Annotated in this window: 15 protein-coding genes; 8 read left to right on the top strand and 7 right to left on the bottom strand. The window is 44.9% G+C overall.

Annotated elements, in window-relative coordinates:
- Nucleotides 1-1,527: an NADP-dependent phosphogluconate dehydrogenase gene (gene gndA / locus CKQ84_RS16170; protein WP_105252053.1), complete on the top strand. Its 1,527-nt coding sequence runs from the start codon at nt 1-3 to the stop codon at nt 1,525-1,527.
- A gap of 153 nt (nt 1,528-1,680) precedes the next feature.
- Here the strand turns inward: gndA and CKQ84_RS16175 are convergent, their stop codons facing one another.
- Nucleotides 1,681-2,571 (bottom strand): LysR family transcriptional regulator, encoded by an 891-nt coding sequence (locus CKQ84_RS16175; RefSeq protein ID WP_105252054.1) that lies wholly within the window; start codon nt 2,569-2,571, stop codon nt 1,681-1,683.
- 163 nt (nt 2,572-2,734) lie between these two features.
- Between CKQ84_RS16175 and CKQ84_RS16180 the strand changes: the two genes are divergently transcribed.
- Both CKQ84_RS16180 and CKQ84_RS16185 read left to right on the top strand, forming a co-directional pair.
- Nucleotides 2,735-3,217 (top strand): DoxX family protein, encoded by a 483-nt coding sequence (locus tag CKQ84_RS16180; RefSeq protein ID WP_105252055.1) that lies wholly within the window; start codon nt 2,735-2,737, stop codon nt 3,215-3,217.
- Between the two features lie 97 nt (nt 3,218-3,314).
- Nucleotides 3,315-4,130: a class III extradiol ring-cleavage dioxygenase gene (locus CKQ84_RS16185; protein ID WP_105252056.1), complete on the top strand. Its 816-nt coding sequence runs from the start codon at nt 3,315-3,317 to the stop codon at nt 4,128-4,130.
- A gap of 144 nt (nt 4,131-4,274) precedes the next feature.
- Here the strand turns inward: CKQ84_RS16185 and CKQ84_RS16190 are convergent, their stop codons facing one another.
- Complete coding sequence (locus tag CKQ84_RS16190; RefSeq protein ID WP_028761099.1) at nt 4,275-5,150, bottom strand: 1,4-dihydroxy-2-naphthoate polyprenyltransferase; 876 nt, start codon at nt 5,148-5,150, stop codon at nt 4,275-4,277.
- Between the two features lie 342 nt (nt 5,151-5,492).
- Between CKQ84_RS16190 and CKQ84_RS16195 the strand changes: the two genes are divergently transcribed.
- The 4 genes from CKQ84_RS16195 to CKQ84_RS16210 all read left to right on the top strand — a co-directional run bounded on the left by CKQ84_RS16195 (nt 5,493) and on the right by CKQ84_RS16210 (nt 12,576).
- Entirely contained in the window at nt 5,493-6,431 is a 939-nt protein-coding gene (locus tag CKQ84_RS16195) for an SDR family NAD(P)-dependent oxidoreductase (RefSeq protein ID WP_105252057.1), read from the top strand.
- 237 nt (nt 6,432-6,668) lie between these two features.
- Nucleotides 6,669-7,535, top strand: coding sequence for an acyl-CoA thioesterase II (tesB, locus tag CKQ84_RS16200; protein WP_028761097.1), 867 nt, complete (start codon nt 6,669-6,671; stop codon nt 7,533-7,535).
- A gap of 1 nt (nt 7,536) precedes the next feature.
- Nucleotides 7,537-7,938 carry a YbaY family lipoprotein gene (locus tag CKQ84_RS16205; RefSeq protein WP_028761096.1) on the top strand — a complete coding sequence of 134 codons (402 nt, stop codon included), beginning with the start codon at nt 7,537-7,539 and terminating at the stop codon, nt 7,936-7,938.
- Nucleotides 7,939-8,679: 741 nt separating this feature from the next.
- The gene (locus CKQ84_RS16210) at nt 8,680-12,576 is read left to right on the top strand and encodes a S8 family serine peptidase (RefSeq protein ID WP_105252058.1); all 3,897 of its coding nucleotides are present in this window, start codon (nt 8,680-8,682) and stop codon (nt 12,574-12,576) included.
- A gap of 85 nt (nt 12,577-12,661) precedes the next feature.
- Here CKQ84_RS16210 and CKQ84_RS16215 read toward each other — a convergent pair whose 3' ends face one another.
- Nucleotides 12,662-13,543, bottom strand: coding sequence for a LysR family transcriptional regulator (locus tag CKQ84_RS16215; RefSeq protein ID WP_028761094.1), 882 nt, complete (start codon nt 13,541-13,543; stop codon nt 12,662-12,664).
- A 162-nt stretch (nt 13,544-13,705) separates the two neighbouring features.
- Between CKQ84_RS16215 and CKQ84_RS16220 the strand changes: the two genes are divergently transcribed.
- Complete coding sequence (locus tag CKQ84_RS16220) at nt 13,706-14,953, top strand: MFS transporter (RefSeq protein WP_105253089.1); 1,248 nt, start codon at nt 13,706-13,708, stop codon at nt 14,951-14,953.
- A gap of 16 nt (nt 14,954-14,969) precedes the next feature.
- Here the strand turns inward: CKQ84_RS16220 and CKQ84_RS16225 are convergent, their stop codons facing one another.
- The 4 genes from CKQ84_RS16225 to CKQ84_RS16240 form a co-directional block, all read right to left on the bottom strand.
- Nucleotides 14,970-16,349 carry a sigma-54 dependent transcriptional regulator gene (locus CKQ84_RS16225; RefSeq protein ID WP_105252059.1) on the bottom strand — a complete coding sequence of 460 codons (1,380 nt, stop codon included), beginning with the start codon at nt 16,347-16,349 and terminating at the stop codon, nt 14,970-14,972.
- Nucleotides 16,350-16,353: 4 nt separating this feature from the next.
- Nucleotides 16,354-18,150 (bottom strand): ATP-binding protein, encoded by a 1,797-nt coding sequence (locus CKQ84_RS16230; protein WP_105252060.1) that lies wholly within the window; start codon nt 18,148-18,150, stop codon nt 16,354-16,356.
- A 129-nt stretch (nt 18,151-18,279) separates the two neighbouring features.
- On the bottom strand, nt 18,280-19,677 hold the full coding sequence (locus CKQ84_RS16235; RefSeq protein WP_105252061.1) for a TRAP transporter large permease: 1,398 nt from the start codon (nt 19,675-19,677) through the stop codon (nt 18,280-18,282).
- Nucleotides 19,677-20,333 carry a TRAP transporter small permease gene (locus tag CKQ84_RS16240; protein WP_173497702.1) on the bottom strand — a complete coding sequence of 219 codons (657 nt, stop codon included), beginning with the start codon at nt 20,331-20,333 and terminating at the stop codon, nt 19,677-19,679. The genes CKQ84_RS16235 and CKQ84_RS16240 overlap by 1 nt, the downstream gene beginning before the upstream one ends.
- Nucleotides 20,334-20,337 lie beyond the last annotated feature (4 nt).

The following is a 20,337-nucleotide window of genomic DNA, read 5'->3' on the forward strand; positions in this document are numbered from 1 at the left end:
ATGCAAAACCACAGCAATCTTAATGATATCGGCGTAATTGGCCTTGGTGTTATGGGTAAAAACCTTGCGCTAAACATCGCAGATAACCAATATCACGTCAGCGCGTTTGACCTCGATCCTGTTAAAGTTAATGGTGTAATACAGCAAGAAAAACAGGAACGTGCTGGACTCGAGTCTCGCATTCTTGGCTGTGCTAATCTTACCGAAATGTTAGCCAGTCTCACAAAACCCCGTATTTTTGTGCTTTCTGTTCCCGCGGGTGCACCCGTCGATGGTGTCTGTAGTGCTTTGATTTCTGCCGGAATTGAGTCCGATGATATTGTGATCGATACTGGTAACAGCCTATGGACTGACACTGTTGAGCGTGAAGCGCGCTACAAAGGTCAGTTTGTATTTTTCAGCTCTGCAGTTTCGGGCGGTGAAGTCGGTGCGCGTTTCGGTCCATCACTTATGCCAAGCGGCGATATCGATGCATGGCATCACGTGGCACCTATTTGGAAAGCGATTGCCGCTAAGGTTGATGCCAAAACTGGGCTACCTATCGAACGCTTTGAGCCGGGTAATCCCGTGACAGAAGGCGAGCCATGCACGACTTATATTGGCCCCGCGGGTGCTGGCCATTATGTGAAGATGGTGCATAACGGTATTGAATACGCTGACATGCAGTTGATTTGCGAAGCCTATCAAATGCTGCATGACGGTTTAGGCATGAGCGCTGCAGAAGTGGGCGATGTGTTTGAACGCTGGAACAAAGGTAGTTTAAACAGCTATTTGATGGGGATCAGTGCCGAAGTCTTAAAACAAGCTGATCCATTAACGGGTAAACCGCTGGTGGAAATGATCTTAGATAAAGCGGGCCAAAAAGGCACGGGTTTGTGGACGGCCGTGAGCAGTTTACAAATTGGTTGCCCTGCACCGACGATTGCTGAAGCTGTGTATGCGCGCGCCGTAAGTACCCAAAAATCCTTACGTCTACAACTCAGCCAGAAATTGGCTGGGCCAAATGCACCTGCTATCGATGATGCGCAAAAAGCGCAGTTGATTGAAGCCCTTGAAAGTGCGTTATATTGCGCGAAAGTGTGTTGTTACGCCCAAGGCTTCCAGTTGATGGCAATGACGGCCCATGAACAAAAATGGCAGTTAGACTTTGCTGAAATTGCAAAAATTTGGCGTGCGGGTTGTATTATTCGCGCGACTTTCTTGCAATCAATCACTCAAGCATATGAAGACAATGCTGATCTTAGCAATCTGTTGATGGCGGACAGTTTTGCGTCAGCCTTATCTGAAAAGCAAGGCCTATGGCGCACAGCGGTAGCGACTGCGGTAATGCAAGGTATTCCAGCGCCGTGTATTAGCTCGGCTCTGGCATATTACGACAGTTACCGCTGCGAAACATTACCGGCAAACTTGCTCCAAGGTCAGCGTGACTTTTTCGGTTCCCATACCTTTGAGCGTATCGATACCCCAGCAGGCGAGAAATATCACTTAGATTGGAGCGCCAAAGAGCGCACCTTAGCTAAGGTTTAAATCTAAGGTTTAGCCTGTTATTGAAATGAAAGACGCCCCTTATCGAGGGGCGTTTTTGTTTATGGCCGATGACTTTATAAGGGCATATAACTTAGTTACTTCACCTTATTTAAAGCCACTAAAACCAAACCTGAAGCTTGAAGTCTTAAGCATTCAGCTCAATGAAAAGGCGATCAGCTTTTGCCAGAGTGCTTGGGCGACGGGGCCTAAAGGTGAGTGGGGTTTTCGCATCACATAGTAATCGAGTTGAATATTGTTTTGCCTTTCACGCAGATCCAGTGCAATCAATGCACCTTGTTTGAGTGAATCTTCAATCATATAGTGCGGCAGCTTGCCCCAGCCCATACCACTTTGAATAAGCATTTTTTTGGTGTAAAAATCATTAACATACCAACGTCGTTGCCCCGCCTGTACCCCAAACTCAATATTCGCAGTGCCTGAGCCTGTATCTTGGATCACGATTTGGTATTCATTAACGAGTTCTCGTGCGTAGGTCAGTGTCGGATGACGCTCAAGCATGCGCGGCGCGGCAACATCGAGAAGGCTACCGGAAAAAAGATAGGCTAATTCTAAATGGCTCGAACGTATGGGCTCAATTCCGCCTGCGGAGATGATGATTTCAGCTTTATCTTGATTCAGCGCTTCGAGTGCACCAGTTAAAAACTCTTGTTTGAGAATAATTTGGGTATAGGGAAACTCATTTTGAGTCAGCTCTAAAATCGGCAAAATTCGAGCGAGATTGAAAGAGGCTTCAAAAGCTAAGGTGATGCTTGCTTCGTTACCTTTGGCTAAATGCTTCGCTACTTGCTTCATTTCTTGCGCTTCATTCAGTACCCGCAGGGTATGTTGCAGCAGTTTTCGACCTTGCTCAGTGATGGCGAGTCGATAACCTTCGCGATTAAACAGGATAAGATCGAGTTGGGATTCTAACTGTTTGATACTTTGGCTAATGGCGGGTTGGGTTTTATGTAGCTTGTCACTAGCAGCTTTGAGTGAGCCCGCCTCAGCCACGGTTTTAAACATCAGCAGTTGGTCTAAGGTCACTGGGATTGCTCGCAAGTCGTAAATTATTAGTTTATGAGATATTAGATTTTATTCCATATTTATTTATCTTTTATCGGCTCATAATCGATTCCATTCTCGCTCGTCGTCTGCGAATTTATGCCCAAGACTGACGGCAAATATCACGTTTAATGGGGTGTGTGCGATGCGATTTTCAAACTTATGTGATACTAAGGGTTCAAGTATCAATGGCTTAGTTGCAGAGGTTGATACACAGAAGTTATTCCTTTGTGCCAATACACTCAATCGCGCCGCTGCAACCGTCACATTGGCGATGAGCATAGTGTTTTTCATCTCGGGATTTGCCAAGTTATTTAGCGTGTCTATGTTCCATGTTCCGTTCACATTAATGAATCTTCCCACCGGATTTGGTTATTTTATTGGTTTGATGGAAGTGATTGGCGCCCTTGGATTGTGTCTACGTGACTACCGAGTGCTATCGGCGAGCGGTTTACTGGCGATTATGCTGGGGGCGATTTATTTCCACTTTAACTATGAAGCGCCGATTAATGCACTGCCGGCATTGAGCTTATCGGCAGGACTCTTTCTGATTATTAAACTGGATGAAATTATTGAGCGTTTAGTGCGATTTCAGCGGCAGTTGGTGCAGAGTCGTTCCGCATTTTAAGCGTGCATTGAAGTGTTATGTAGAACAGTGAGTTAAGTGAGAAACGCTGAGTTTAAAGCCAGTAGTACAGATATAAGTTAATCAACACGAGAGGATTATGATGCAAGTTAACGCGAGTCGTATGCCTGTGCTATTTGTGCCCCATGGTGGTGGCCCTATGCCTTTGCTCAATGATGTTAATCATAGGGAGTTGCGTGCATTTTTAACTTCAGTAACAGCGCCAATGCCAACTCCGAAGGCGATTGTGTTGATCACTGCCCATTGGGAAGAATCTGTGGTGACTTTGTCGAGTAGCTCAAAGCCAAGTATTTTGTATGATTACTATGGATTTCCACCTGAGGCTTATCAGCTGACATATCCTGCACCCGGTGAGCCAGAATTAGCCGCACAGATTGCGAATATGCTAGCGGATAAGGGCATCGCAGCCCGCTTAGATAGCGAACGCGCATTTGATCACGGTACCTTTGTACCACTTAAGTTGATGTATCCTGAGGCGAATATTCCCGTGGTGCAGATGTCGTTAGTCCACAGCCTCGATCCTAAAACCCATATAGCGATTGGGGAGGCTTTAGCGCCGCTGCGGGACCAAGGGGTGTTGATCGTGGGGTCTGGCATGTCGTTTCACAATATGCGGGCATTTTTCTCAAGCGATCTCACAGTGCAAAGCCGCAGTGCAGAATTTGATCATTGGTTGACGCAAACTTTAACGGCAAGTGTTAGTTCTGCCGAGGTAAAAACAGCGTTAACTCATTGGCAATCAGCCCCTGAAGCGCGTTTTAGTCATCCGCGGGAAGAACATTTATTACCGCTACACGTGTGTTTTGGTGCAGGCCATAATGGTTCATCCCATGCCGAACGCAACTTTAATGGTATTTTGTTAAACACGCTGATCTCTGGTTATATCTGGCAATAAATGGGGTAGGATTTCCCTCGTCGATAATAAGCCAAATTGAAGTCGTGCTGCGGCCAATAAAAAAGGTTCGTATCTATCGAAGATATGAACCTTTTTATATTCAGCATTGAGCTGTGGTGTAGCATTAGCTTAGCGGATTTACTCTTATGCGGTAAACACTAAACCCACGCTAAACAAGGTACTGAAAATCATGGTTAACTTAGCTGTGCGGCCGAGTAACGGATTTAAGGCTTCACCAGAAACTGCATAAAAATCGCTACTGAGTTTGCGGGCAATAAGCAGAGATAATCCCGCAAGTAGTACTGGTAAGCCGGGTAAAATACCGAATAAAAAGCCAGCGATGACTAAGCCAAAGGGCAAATAGATTAAAGCTTGATAAAGCACTTTTGCCTGAGCTTCGCCAATACGTACCGCTAGAGTATGCTTGCCCGCTTGGGTGTCGGTACGGATATCGCGAGTGTTATTCACCAACATAATCGCAGCGTTGAATAAGCCAATCGCACAACCTAATAACCAAGCATTAATAGTCGTATCGCCCGCCTGCAAATAATAACTGCCCACCACTGCAACTAAGCCAAAAAAGACAAATGCCGCGACTTCACCGAGCCCATGGGAGGCGAGGGGATAGGGGCCACCACTGTAGCCAAGAGCACCTAAAATAGCGGCTGCGGCGAGAATGGCGATGGGCCAGCCTCCGTGCCAAATCAGATATGATCCCACGGCAAGCGCCATTAAGAGACAAAATATCATGGCATTGCGAACGCTTGTTGGTGAAATTAAACCACTTTGAGTCACGCGAACGGGCCCTAAGCGCTCGTCTGTATCTATGCCGTTTTTAAAATCAAAATAGTCGTTAGCGAGGTTGACGGCGATTTGTAATAAGACAGCACACAACATTGAAGTGGCAGCGATTAACCAGCTGTAACTCTCAAGATGCAGGGCGAGAATGTTGCCTATCAGTAGGGGACCTATGGCCGCGGGTAGCGTACGGGGTCTTATTGCTAAAATCCAAGGATTCATGGCGTCCAGTCGTTATTGGTAAATGGAAATGGTACCGAGCAAGGGCTCAATTAGCGCATAGCATAACAAGATTTAACACGAAAGTGAGCACTATCTAATAAACGCATTTAACAGAGTTTGAATTGGCGCACATATGTTCACTGATGCAGGATGAGATTTGTCGTTAAGTTCAAAGAAAATCAAAAAAGTCTGTGTTTCCATAGTTAATGTCGATGGAGGCTTTGTGCTGTCCATGACATAGGCGTAACGCTAAATACTCTGTTTAGTAAATAGCATAGGCGGTTGTTACCCTATGCTCGTTATTTTTTGCCGCTACAACAATGCCGATAAGGACATATTTGGATGCGTTTTGACAATAAGGTGGCATTAGTCACTGGGGCTGCGGCTGGGTTAGGTCGAGCGTATGCCATCATGTTGGCTGAACGGGGGGCAAAAGTGATACTCGTCGACCAGCCGTTATCGTCCTATGAGTCAATTTCCACCGACGGCACTCAGACGAGCCAAGCCAACTTAGAATTAATGCAGACTTATTGCAGCATTATTAAACTCGGTGGAGATTGCATTTATTTTGTGCTTGATGTGAGTCAGCGAAATGAAGTGAATAGCATGATCGAAGAGGTGATCCTACGCTGGCATCGCATTGATATCTTGATTAATAACGCGGGCGTTTATGGTGCTTGTCCCTTTGAGCACATTAAACTTGAGCAGTGGCAACGGCAATTGGATGTCGATCTCAATGGCAGCTTTTATCTCACTCAAGCTGTTTGGCCTTATATGCAACAACAGCATTTTGGCCGGATAATGATGACAACGGGAGTTTCGGCCTTGTTCGGTGACTTGCACCAAGTTGGTTTTAGTGCGAGCAAGATGGCGCTGGTCGGCATGGTGAATAGCTTATCATTAGAAGGTGAAATCCATAATATTCGAGTCAATAGTTTATGCCCTCAGGCCGTAACTGCGATGACGGCCAAACATTTAGCGAGTGCGATTCAGCCGCTATTTTCCTTTGAATCATTAACGGCTACTACGGCTTTCTTGGTGAGTGAACAGGCGCCAAATGGTCAACATCTACTCGCCGGAGCGGGCAGTGTTAGCCACGGCATGTTTGTCGAGTTTCAGCCTATGTATTTTAATGAAGGTCTTTTTACGCCAGATAACCTCGCGCAGCAGTGGCCACAGTTACACCAATCCTTCCCCGTGACTTTGCACTCCTGTGGAGAGGATAAGGTTTTGTCTTGGTCTAAGTTAAGTGCGCTAGAACATCACATTAAAATCGATTGATTCATCATGCTTGTATTTGAACTAAGCCTGCATCTATAGCGATTTAAATGCAGTAAGTGGCTCAATAAAGCCGTAAATGCTAACCACAATAAATAACATAGACACTCCAGCGTGCCTCGTTTAATTCCTCACCGTTGGAGTGATGATTTGATTGTGAATAATCGATAGAAGACTGGTCAGCTTAATGCTAACTGAGTTACCCTTTAAGATTAATTGCTAATTACGCAGTAGGATCCCATGAGTCAGGTATTAGACGATCTTTTATCATTACTTTCCCTTGAGCAAATTGAAATTGGCCTCTTTCGTGGTCAAAGCCAAGATCTGGGTTTTGGGCATGTGTTTGGTGGTCAAGTGATGGGCCAAGCACTGAGCGCCGCAAAACAGACTGTAGCTGCTGAGCGTAAGATCCATTCATTACATTCTTACTTTTTACGTGCTGGTGACGAGAAGTTGCCGATTGTTTATGAAGTGGAAAATATGCGTGATGGCGGTAGTTTTAGCGCTCGTCGGGTTAGTGCTATTCAAAAAGGTCGACCAATTTTTCATATGACCTGCTCCTTCCAAGAACCTGAGGAAGGTTTTAGTCATCAAGCCGCTATGCCGCAAGTGCCCGGACCTGAAGGTTTGTTGAATCAGCAGGAATTGGCGCTGACGATGCGGGATAAAGTACCGCCGAGCATACTTGAAAAGTTTATGGCCGATGCGCCAATTGAGATGCGATTGGTCAATCCACTGCACCCTTTTGCGCCTAAAGAAACCGAGCCGTACCGTTATGTTTGGATGAGGGCTAATGGTCCTATGCCAAATGATGCCCATATCCATGAATATTTACTCGCCTATGCCTCAGACTTTAACTTTTTAGTCACGGCAGCTCAGCCCCACGGTGTATCCTTCTTAAGTCCTGGGGTACGAATGGCGACGATCGACCATGCGATGTGGTTCCATCGCCCGATTAATATGGGAGAGTGGTTGCTTTACAGTATCGATAGCCCTAATGCTAGCGGTGGCAGAGGTTACGTCAGAGGGCAGTTTTTCAATCAACAAGGCGAGTTAGTGGCTTCTTCTACCCAAGAAGGCCTGATACGCATGGTAAAAGGACGTTAGTATGTATCTGAAAATAAAATCGTTTATATTGTTCTCTCTCATGGCTGTCTTGCTCAATGGCTGCGTGACTGTAACACCTGATCAACCGATTATCATCAATGGCGCAGCTGGCTATCTAGAGAAGATCCCATTACCTCAAGGCTGCCAAATCATTATTGCCATTATTGATTTGAATACTCCAGGTGTCATCGTCGCACAAAAAACCTTCAATATCGCCAGAGCACCTGTGCCATTTAAATTTACATTGCCCGCTAAATCGATCGATAAAAGTATCCAATATGGCGTAGTGGCGATGATCAAGTTTCAAGACCAAGTGATCTTCCAAACCTATGACAGGTTCCCAGTTATCAATAATGATAAGTTCACGACAGAAGTGTTAATGAAAGCGGTTATGGCGAATTAACCACTGGCCATAACTGCAATAATATTGTTTTTATATTGATGAAGATTTAGCCCTTTCAATTCGATATTGAAAGGGCTTTTTTGTGGTCAATAATCCGCTTGCTATGCTGTAAATGTGAGATTAAGTATTAATTTGCTCTATACAGGATTAAGAATATTAATGCATAAGTTAGTTAATTTTTATAAGGGGTATCATTTTGTAAAATATTATACAAATACAAAATGCATACAATTTGTTAATTTAACATTTCGTTTTTTGGTGATCTGTTGTTTCAGCTTATGGTATTTTGTGTTTATTTTGTAACTAATGATATTTATAAAAGAGAGTATTTATTTACGGGGATTTATTCTGTTTAACCTAATGCTATTTTTGAGCCGACACTTAAAGGTTAATTTTAACGCTATGATTTAATGTTTATTATTTGTTTTTATCGACTTTATACTACGACTTATCGTTGGGACATAAAACAGTCGGATAAAGGTTCTATGGATTTATTTTAACAAGGTATGAGGTTGTTCATCATTTACTGAATTACGTTCTGTTAATTTGCTGTTTTAATCTGTATCATCGCGTGTTACAAATTGTCGCGATAAAACTCAGTGATCATCATCACAGTAAATTGAATGGTTATTCATAAAAAATGTCAGTTACGGGTGATGTTTTTGGTTGTCGCAGCGTTTTCATGCCACCCAAACCTGAGTTTTATAAATCATACAACTTATAAGAATTAGGGAAGTCACAATGAAAACTAAAATAGCATTAGCAGTGTCTATGGCACTGTTATCGTCGGCGACAAATGCACAAACCGTATTATCACCTACGGGTGAAACCCTGCAGTTAGATATTCCAAGTGAATTACAAGTCACTTCATTACGCGGTAACGCTGCCGGAGCGGAGGTTAAGTTTGTACCAGAAGCAGATTTAGGTGAGGGTGAATATACTTATATCGTCCGTTTACGCGATAGTTCGGTTGCTAATTACCAAGGAACTATTCCAGGATTGAAAGCGACTAGTTCACAAAGAGTGCAGGTAAACGGTACTTCAAAAGTTGCTGTGAACGGTAAACTTGATGCTTCTAAAGCTGAAGTCAAAAGTTATGTTAGTTATTTGAAAGTAAAACAGAACCGATTTTTAGCTAACGCGAGTGCGGCTATTGGCACCAATCTGCAACCATTAACGACATATCAGTATGCGTTAAATGGTATGGCGGTTCGCATGACTCAAGCTCAAGCGAAGAAAATGGCTGAGTTACCTGAGGTTGCGTTTGTTGAGCGCGAGCGCATGGAGCAAATGGAAACCGACGTCAGTCAAGCGCTTATCGGTTCTCCTAATGTATGGGATGGCAGCGCGACGGGCACGAAAGCCATGGGTGAAGGCGTGATCGTCGGTATTATCGACTCAGGTATTAACTCAGATCATGCTTCTTTCGCTGATGTTGGCCAAGATGGCTATGACCACACAAACCCATTAGGTCAAGGCATCTATATTGGTGATTGTAAAACTGATTTCGCGAGCATGTGTAATGACAAGTTGATTGGAGTTCGCAGTTACTCTGAGATAACAAATAACTACGACGATGCAAAAGTGTTTGGTGACACCCCTCCAGCTAAAAATGGTGAGGATTACGGTGGGCATGGTACTCACGTTGCGAGTACCGCAGCAGGTAACATCCTAGTGAATGTGCCTTATGTGCAAGGTGAAACAGGTAAGTTAGAAAGCGATGGCATTGCGACAGGCCTTGAATTTAAACAAATCTCAGGTGTGGCCCCCCACGCGAACATCATAGCCTATCAAATTTGTAATCCGGGTAATGCGGGCGACACTTATTCAGGGTGTCCAAGTGCACCGATTTTAAAAGCCTTAGATGATGCGATTAAAGATGGCGTCGATGTGCTGAACTTTTCTATCAGTGGTGGTGGAAACCCGTGGAATAGTGCGACGGAACAAGGTTTTTTAGCCGCGCGTAATGCGGGGATTTTTGCTGCAGTGGCTGCGGGTAACACACGTGCTGCGACAAGCACGAGCCCTGCGATTAATCAAACACCTTACTCTACGCCTAAAAATGCACCTTGGTATACTTCGGTCGCTAACTCGACTCATAACCGTGACATAGTACGCGCCGTGGAATTTAATGGTAAAAACTATCATTACACTGCTGGTTCTGGTCCGGTTCAAACTGAAGTGCTCAAAGGTGTGCCCCTTTATGCAGGCGCAATCGATGCGACGAATTTTGAAGCCTGTAAACCGTTCCCAGCCGATGCCTTTAAAGACAAGATCGCCGTTTTAAGACGCGGTGTTTGCTCATTCGATATCAAAGTGGCTGCAGCAATGGAAGCTGGCGCTAAGGGTGTGATTGTTTTCAATAGAGATGGTGAAAATAATGCGCGTCTGACTATGTCGGGGCTGGATAAATTGAATATTCCAGCGGTATTTATTGGTGATATTGATGGCTTAGAATTGATTGCTGCTATGGCGGCAAATCCTGCTCTTGAAATCACGCTGTCTCCAACCCCTAAAGTTGCCAGTAAAGAAGCGGATGTTTTATCTGCCAGTTCATTGATTGGACCTAATCTGACTAACGATGTACTCGTACCCTATGTCGCTGCACCGGGCAGTGACATCTACGCAGCTTATTCCGACCAACAATTCGGCCATGATGAAACAGGTACAGATCCTGCCGATTTCACTTTGATGTCAGGTACTTCAATGGCGAGTCCTCACGTTGCCGGTGCTGGTGCGTTACTTAAATCGCTGCATAAGGATTGGACGCCAGACAACATTCGTTCTGCGCTAATGATGACGTCAACGACAGCCCAAGCCATGAAAAAAGCCGATGGTAAAACCGTTGCTGATCCGTTTGACGTAGGAGCCGGTCGTATTCGTGTTGATTTAGCGGCAAAAACGGGCTTAGTGATGGATGAAAGTGCCTTAAACTACGAGATTGCTAATCCTTCGACAGGTGGTGATCCACGTAAGCTAAACATTCCAAGCATGGCTGATTCACGTTGTATCGATACTTGTACTTGGACACGTACTGTTACTGCAACGGCTGATGGTAGCTGGACTGCAAAAGGCGTTTCCGCAACGGATAAATTCGCGTTAACTGTGACGCCAGAAAGCTTTAATCTCAAAAAAGGTGAAAGCCAAACGATTACAGTGACTGCGGATGTGACTGACGTCGGTGCAAGTTGGGGCTTTGGTAACTTAGTATTAACGTCCGATACTTTCCCAGCGGCTAATATGCCGATCGTAGCTAAGATAGCTAAACGCGATTTACCTGCTTTGGTTAATGTTTCAGCCTCACGTGATGCAGATGAACGTAATTTGGCGCACTTGAAAGCGATTGACCTACCGGGTGTTGCGGCGACAGTGACTGCACTTAAATTAAGCGCTACTTATGAATCAAGTGTGAAACAGGATTCAAATACCGATAGTGCATTTGATGATTTGGCCGATGGCGTAAAAGTATTTAGCTTTAATGTTGAAGATAAAGCTTTATATTTCAATGCATCAATCGGTAATACAACCTCTCCTGACTTAGACATGTTTGTGATACTCGATAAGAAAGACGGTAGCAAGCTTTCTATCGCGGCATCTTCTGCGTTTGGCGGTTCAAAGGAAAGTGTATCCATTAAGAACCCAGTGAAGGGTGAGTATATTGTCGTTGTACAAAACTATCAGGCATCTACAGCCGATGCGGATGATGCCTTTAGTTTGAAACAAGTAACCTTATACGATGAAGCGGGTGATAACTTAACTGCAAATCTTACGGGTGATCATAAAGATTTCAATGTCAACTTAGCATGGAAACAAGCGATGCTAGTGGGAGATGCTGGCATAGCTATGCTGACGCTGACCACCACTGATGACAAAGTCGCACCTGTTAAAATTCCGGTCGTATTTGAGCGCGTTAGTGATGACGTATTACCTCCTCTAGGCAGTACTGTTTCTGGTGAATTAACACCTGGCACCGCTAAAGTGATGAAGACACGTATTGAAGCGAACAAAACGCAAGAAACCCGTGTTTACACCCTAGAGGCGTTATTACCAGAAGGTCATGAAGTGGCTAATATTAGCCATCAAGGTGCGCAAGTGGGCAATAAGATCACTTGGACTATCGAAATGGCCTCTGCTGCTGCGGCATTAGATGTCACATTTGACTTAGTGCCACGTAAGGCTAGTCAAGGCAACATAGTGGCATTGACCAACAAAGTGAATAACGACTCGGCTGAAATCTTGAAGCAGGAGTATCAATTTGATGTTCCAGAAGTGGCGCCAGTCGCTGTGATTGAAGCTCCTGCCACTGTCCAAGAAGGTAAACCTTTGTTCATCGATGCGAGCAAGTCGTCGGATGCCAACAATGATCCTTTGACCTACAAATGGACTCAGTTAGGGGGCACCAGCTTTAACTTTGACGCTAATGCGGCCAAGCTTAATCTTGTCGCACCAAACGTGAGTGGCTCTGCTCAGACTGTTTCATTCCAACTGACAGTATCTGATAACCACGGCAATAAAGATTCAAGTGTTGTGTCTGTATCTGTGACTGAAACACCAGCCAAGAAAGATGATGGTGGTGCCTTAGGTTGGTTAAGCTTGTTGTTGCTACCTTTTGCTTTTGGTCGTCGTAAACAAGGCTAAACCCTCAGAGTAAAATCGGAAGGTTTAATGGTAAGAGAGAAGGGCTGATATTGATATCAGCCCTTTTTGTATTTGCTGGTTTGGGTTAGCGATTTGACATTAAAAAATCGACAAAGGCACGGTCTGCTTGGCTGACAGGGCGCTGCTTTTTCCATGCAATATGGAGGTTTAAAAATACCGGTGGATCGAAGGGTTTGGCTAAAATGTCATCTTTTGAGCTTATCGCCATCTCAAGTACACTGGTGATCCCAAATCCTTGGGAAACAATCTGTTTAATCAGATTAATCAAATTGGTCTCGAATGCAATATTGGGCTTTTTGCCTAATTCTTTGGCTTGAGAGAGTATCCACTCTCGGTGGAAATAACCTGTTTTGAACATCACTAATTCATGGTCGAAAAAGTCATGTAGACTCACAGCGCTATGTTCCGCTAAAGGGTGTTCGGCACCCATAGCGATGACCATTTGCTCACGGATCAACAGCTGACTATCAAATTCGGGCTGTAGGTCTTGGGCGGTAATGATCGCAATATCCACTTCTTCCTGTTGCAACATGCGCAGTGCATCCCGTGTCCCGCCTTCAAACAGTGATAGTTTCAATTCGGGGTATTTATGCCGAAAAGCCATTAAGCGCGAGGGGAGATAGAAAGAACCCAGCATGCCCGGCACGGCAATGCGGACCTCTCCCGAGGTGAGATTGGCCATGGCGCGGATTTGCGCTTCGGCCTGCTTAACTTGTTTTAGGATCAAAGTGGCGTGTTGATGCAGGACTATACCTTCGGCCGTGAGTGTGAGCAGTTTATCATTCTTGTTGCTCGTACGATTGACTAAGGTGACGCCGAGTGCGACCTCTAAGCGCTTGATACTTTGACTTAACGCGGGCTGAGCCATATTCAGTTTCTTGGCTGCGGCGGTAAAGCTGCCGGTATTGGCAAGGGCATCTAAATGTTTGAGTTGGCGAATATCCATTAATCGGGCTCGTACTATTTTATCAGTGGCAAGAAGTGTACTTTTGGCGCGCTATTTCTATAACAAAAATCAATGATTACGATAGATATTATCTATTATTGTTATGTTATGCCCAGTGATAATCTTTGTCTATCTTATGATTGATACTTGGTCGAGGCTCCCGTGCAAGCCGTATTAGATACTATGATTGACAATAAACAGCGTGACACCCGATTGATGTGGGCGCTCTGCGTCGCTTCAGTGGTGGTCTATATCAACTTGTATTTAATGCAAGGCATGTTGCCGCTGATTGCGGAACATTTTGCGGTATCAGGCTCTAAAGCAACCTTGATCCTGTCGGTGACCAGTTTTTCCTTAGCCTTTTCATTGCTCTTGTATGCGGTACTGTCAGATCGTATCGGTAGACACACTCCAATCATTGTCAGCTTGTGGTTATTGGCATTGTCTAACTTACTATTAATCTGGGCACCGGATTTTAATGGGTTAGTGCTAGTACGATTGCTACAAGGTGCATTACTCGCTGCCGTACCTGCGATTGCCATGGCGTACTTTAAGGAGCAATTATCACCAAGCACTATGCTGAAAGCCGCAGGCATTTATATTATGGCGAACAGTATTGGCGGGATTGCTGGACGTCTGCTCGGTGGTTTAATGTCGCAGTTTTTATCTTGGCAAGAATCTATGTGGTTGCTGTTTCTAGTGACGTTAGCGGGGGTGGCTTTAGTGAACTATTTGCTGCCTTCACTTGCCGATGCGCAGTCGATGTCACCCAGTAACACTGAGCCTTCCTTATCAAAACGCGCCCGTTTAGCGCAAGATCTTCATGGCTTTAGTCATCATCTCACCGATGCGCAAATGCGTTTGGTCTACGCGATTGGCGGCTTGACCTTTATGATGATGGTGAATCAATTTAGCTTTATTCAACTGCATTTGATGGCTCCACCCTATGAATGGAGTCGTTTCCAAGCCACCTTGATTTTTCTGTGTTATTCCAGCGGGACTGTCGCCTCGTATTTCACTGCGAAATGGCTCGCCAAATTTGGCCAACATAAGTTGTATCAGTGGTCTTGGTGCGTGATGTTGCTCGGCAGTTTACTGACCCTGTTTAATACCACTTTGACCATTAGCTTAGGTTTTTTAATGACCGCCTGTGGGTTCTTCCTTACCCACAGTTGTTGTAATTCCTTTGTTGCAATGCGGGCCAGTCGTGATCGAGCTAAGGCAACATCACTCTATTTATGCTGTTATTACTTAGGTGCTGCGATTGGCGGCCCTTATTTGATGATGTTTTGGCATGAGGCACAGTGGCGCGGTGTGGTGATGGGATCGTTAACCTTATTAGCTTTGATCGCCTTAGCAATCACCCGTTTGCATTACCATCAAACTCATGTCAAACGGGCTTTAGTCTAAAGCTTAAATATGTCCTTTAGTCATCGGAATTAATGTACTGTTTGCGGTCTAAATCGTATTTACGCATTTTGTCGTAGAGGGTTTTGCGGGGCAGTTCTAGCTGCTCCATGGTCTGCTTAATACTGCCCTTGTTGTGGCTAAGTGCTTCTTCAATCAGTACCCGTTCAAAAAACTCTACCCTTTGTAGCAGGGACATACTCGAGTGCAGGCTTGGAGTATTGCCTAACGAGCCGGCAAAGGCAGCTTCTCCGCCCAGCAGCACAAAGCGTTCGGCTAGATTACGTAACTCACGCACATTGCCTGGCCAGTCGTGGGAAGTAAGTATCGCGTTTTGCTCCGCATTTAAGGCGATAAGTGCTTTGTGATAGCGTGCCGATGCGACGCGGGCAAAGTGTAAAAAGAGTAACGGAATATCTTCACGGCGATCTCTCAAGGGAGGGATGGGCACAGTCACCAGATTTAAGCGATACAACAAGTCTTGGCGGAATTCCCCGGTGTCACACAGGCTCTTTAAATCTACTTTAGTGGCGGCGATTACCCGTATATCAAGGCTGATGCTTTTGTTTGACCCTAAGCGTTCAACCTTACGGTCTTCAAGTACCCGCAGCAGTTTTACTTGCAGCGACAGTGGCGTACTTTCAATTTCATCTAAAAATAATGTACCGCCGTTGGCGTATTCAAACTTACCAATGCGCATCTTATCGACGCCAGTAAAGGCCCCCGCTTCGGCGCCAAAGAGCTCACTTTCAATTAAGTTTTCGGGGATTGCACCACAGTTGATGGCGACAAAGTTGGCTTGGCTGCGGCTGCTGTGGTCGTGTAAATAGCGGGCAACAAGTTCTTTACCTGTACCTGTTTCGCCTTCAATTAACACATCCGCAGGCGTATCTATTACTTGCGTTATGATGTGGCGCATACGGTTGATGCCGACACTGTTGCCCAAAATACGAGGGCCCGGTACGCTTTGGCTTTCGAGATCCTTTTTAAGCTTGCGGTTCTCTAAGGTTAGACTGCGTTTTTCTAAGGCGCGTTTAACTACATCGAGTATATGTTCGTTATTAAAGGGTTTTTCGAGAAAGTCGTAGGCGCCTTGTTTTAAGGCATTGACTGCCATGGCAATATCACCAAAACCAGTGAGTAGGACGACGGGGAGATCGGGATCTTGCAGACGGATTTGTTGCATTAAGCTGATGCCGTCTAATTGTGGCATGTTGACATCCGATATCACCATTCCCGCCCAATCTTTATGCAGCAACTTAGCGATACCTTTGGGTTCTGTGGTGGCGAGCGCCTTAATGCCCTCCAGTTCAAATAGTTGCACGAGAACTGTGCCTATGTGCGGCTCATCGTCGATGATGAGAACAGAATAATCTTGAATTGAATTGGGCACACTCATAAAACTAACGTTCCTCGAGCAAGTAAATAGGTAAAATAATCTGGAAAATAGCGCCACCCTCTTCGGCATTGGCAACGTTAATTTGGCCTTGCATGGATTCGATAATACGTTGTGAAATCGATAAGCCTAGCCCCAATCCGTGCCGTTCGTTGGTGGTAAAGTAGGGTTCGAAGATTTTCTCCATTTGGCTTTCACGTACACCCGGGCCTGAATCTTGGATGCTGATGCAAAACTTATCTTCACTGGTCACGCGGATAACCAATTGGCGTTTAACCGATTGTTGCATAGCGACAATGGCGTTGCTCATAATGTTGACAAACACTTGTTGTAATCTAACCTTATCGCCCCAAACCTGATAGTTGCCGTTGGGTAATTGCACATCGAGTTCAACACCCTGTTTATCAATTGCAGGTTGAACTATGGTCAGGGCTTGCTTGATACAGCGGCCAATCTCGGTTGCGCTATCAGCGCCTTGGCTCTTGCGGGTAAAGCTTTTAAATTGCCCAACAATATCGGCTAATCTATCGGTAAGTTCAATAATAATCTTGATATTATCCAGTGCCTTATCTTGCATATCACGGGCGAGAAAAGTTTGGGTATTTTGGGCATAGCTGCGAAGTGCCGCGAGTGGTTGATTGAGTTCATGGTTAATACTGGCGGATAAACTGCCTATCACTGTCAGTTTTGCCGCTTGGATCAGCTCATCTTGAGTATCTTTGAGTTGATTGTTGGCCTGCTGTAAGTCCTGAGTGCGTTCTTCAACTCGCTGTTCTAATAGGCTTTGCGCTAGTTGCATTCGGTGTAGATTGCGACGGCGCTCGGCGTTAAATAGGATGCTGAGTGCCAGCAAAAGATAAATACTGGCTGACAGTAACATCAGTGCGGGCAAAGAGGTCAGTAAAGGTTTGATTGGCGCTAAGATGTGTACTCGCCAGCCTGCCTTCGCCATTGATTGGTGGATGTCCATGTATTGTTCATGGTCTGTACCCGTTTGCAGCTGGTAGAGCATAGCTTGACTACCACTTTCATAGGGCGGCTTCATCAACAACTCTCCTATGGGACGTTCTGCATAGCGTTTAGAGGCATTAAGGGCATATTGCTTGGCTTGGGTAAGCGGGGTTAGTGATTTTAACCGCCATTCATCGATACTGGAAATAAAGACGATATCTTCAGGATCACTGATAAGGAACTGATACTGACCCGCAATCGCGATACTGGTACTTTGTTGCTCTATGTCGGCAATATTAACTTTGACTATGATGGCCCCAAGTATGCCTTTACCACCTTGTTGATAAATAGGGTAAGAGAAATAAAATCCGCGCTTATCTGAGCTGGTACCCACTGCATAATAACGGCCTAGATTGCCCGAGATAGCATCTGTGTAATAGGGTCTAAAGGAGTAGTCCTTGCCAATAAAGGAAAAACTTTGTTGCCAGTTACTGGCGGCAATGGCGATACCTAAGGCATCAATCAGATAGATATCGGATGCTTCGGTGACATGCTGAATTTCTTCGAGATATAAATTAAGCTCTTGGACTTTATCAGGATTCTGCTGGTCGTTCAGGACATTGGCGAGCATTGGGTTAGTCGAGAGCACGTGGGGAATACTTTCGTAGCGCGATAGTGCACCATCGAGAAAACTGACTAATTCCTTTAGTTGTTTCTCCGATTGCTTTTGGATCTCGATTTTACCTTGATGCAAATGCACCCAGTAGGTCAGTTTGAGGGTTGCAAATAGGCCTGCAAGTAACACAACGGTCAGAAAGAGGCGTTTCTTGGCCTTAGGCGTCATGGGCAACATGGTGGTTATCCTGATAAAGCAACGGGATCAATAACAGATACTGCGCATAATAAAACAAAGCGAGCCTGACTAGGCTCGCTTAAAATCTATCTGTAATCAAGGGGTAATCTCACAACCTTGAATTGCAGACTAATATCCACGCATCGAATCCAACCATTCAGGTAAGAAGAGTGAAATCTGTGGTACGTAAGTAATCAAGACTAAGAAGGCTAGCATCACGAGTAACCAAGGCAGAACCGACTGAATCACCCAACCAATACTGCGCCCCGTGATCCCCGCGGTAACAAAGAGATTGAGTCCCACCGGCGGCGTTAGCATACCGATCTCCATGTTCACGACCATTATGATACCTAAGTGGATAGGATCTATGCCTAATTGCGTTGCAATAGGGAACAGAATTGGCGCCATAATGAGTACAATCGCCGATGGCTCCATAAAGTTACCGGCAGCAAGCAACAGTAAGTTAACGATGATCAGGAATCCCCAGGCGGGTAAACCCATGCTAACAATATACTCAGCAATAATGTGAGGGATACGTTCTGTGGTTAATACATGCGCAAATAGCATAGCGTTAGCTATGATAAACAGCAGCATGATACTGACCTTGGCACCATCGCGCACAACATGACGTATGTCTTTGTCGATAGGCGTTTTAATCAGTCCTAAGAACATATGGCCTAAGTTACGCGCAGTTGCTTTGGCTAAGTTTTCACCTTGATTACGCCATGCCACGTTTTTTAATGGCCCGATATCACGGTAGCCAAATACCGCAATAAGGTAAGCATATACACAAGCCACAGCTGATGCTTCGGTTGGGCTAGCGACGCCACCATAGATAGAGCCTAATACGATAAAGATGAGTGCTAATCCACCCATTGCCTTGGCACTTGAAATCCCCAGTTGTTTAACGCCAGGGAAAGGGCGTGAGGGCAAGTTTTTAAAGCGGGCAACGATATAAATGACGATCATCAATATAAATCCCATCATTAAACCTGGGATTAAGCCTGCCATAAACATTTTTGCAGCGGACACTTCAGTTGCTGCGGCATACACTAACATGACGATTGAAGGTGGGATCAAAATCCCGAGAGTGCCAGAGGTCGTGATCACGCCTGCAGCAAATTTTTCGGGATAACCTGCTTTTACCATGCCGACTATGACGATAGAACCAATTGCCGCAACAGTCGCAGGAGATGATCCAGAAACCGCAGCAAACAGCATACACGCCATAACGGATGCCATTGCTAATCCACCACGGACATGTCCAATACTGTCCATGGCAAAATCGATAATCCGTCTAGCAACACCACCCGTTGATAGGAAGGCGGATGACAGAATAAAGAAGGGGATAGCGAGTAAAGTGTAATGCTCTGATGAAGACTCATACAGCTTGAGTGCAACTGAAGCTAAGGAGTCATTCGAGAACAATAAAATCGTCAGCATGCTGGAAAAACCTAATGCGATAGCGATAGGCATACCGAGAAACATACATACGAATAGGGCGGTAAATAGGGTTGCAATAGCCATTATTTAGCCTCCTTTTGGTCAGAGACTGGATCTACTTTAGCGTTTTTAGCGCTCTCATCGATTAAATGCATACTTTCTTTCGCTTCATCGGCAAATTGGAAGCCTGAGACTTGGTCACGCAGAATGGCGATAAAGAGTTCGACGAAACGCCAAGTCAACATAAAAAAGCCAATGATTAAAATACTTTGAGATAACCAAATCGGTATTGCGCCATCTTCAATATCTATTTTTAAAGTGTTCCAAGCAAAATCTGGATCAAGGCTTTTTAATATAAATTGTGGGAAATGAATGTCTTCCATAGGCAAACCGATTTGATACATCTGGCTTAAGTAATCCCAACTGCCTTTTAAAAAGAGTCCGCAGTAGACGATACAAACAAAGGCAGTAATAAGAGATACTATCTTTTTAGCCTTTGGCGCTAAATTTTTAACAAACGCATCGACACCAATATGGGCACCGACTTTAACCCCATAGGACATACCAAATAACACAAACCAACCGCAAAAGGTTAATGTAAGTTCTTGGATCCAAAGAAAACCCGTGTTGAAGAAGAAGCGGGCGACGACTTCTGAAAACACTAACAGCGTCATCAGAGTGATCAATAAATTGAGCACACCTTCTTCAATATAACCAAATATTCGCGATATCACAGCCATAATC

Source organism: Shewanella sp. WE21, assembly GCF_002966515.1.
Lineage (GTDB): Bacteria > Pseudomonadota > Gammaproteobacteria > Enterobacterales > Shewanellaceae > Shewanella > Shewanella oncorhynchi.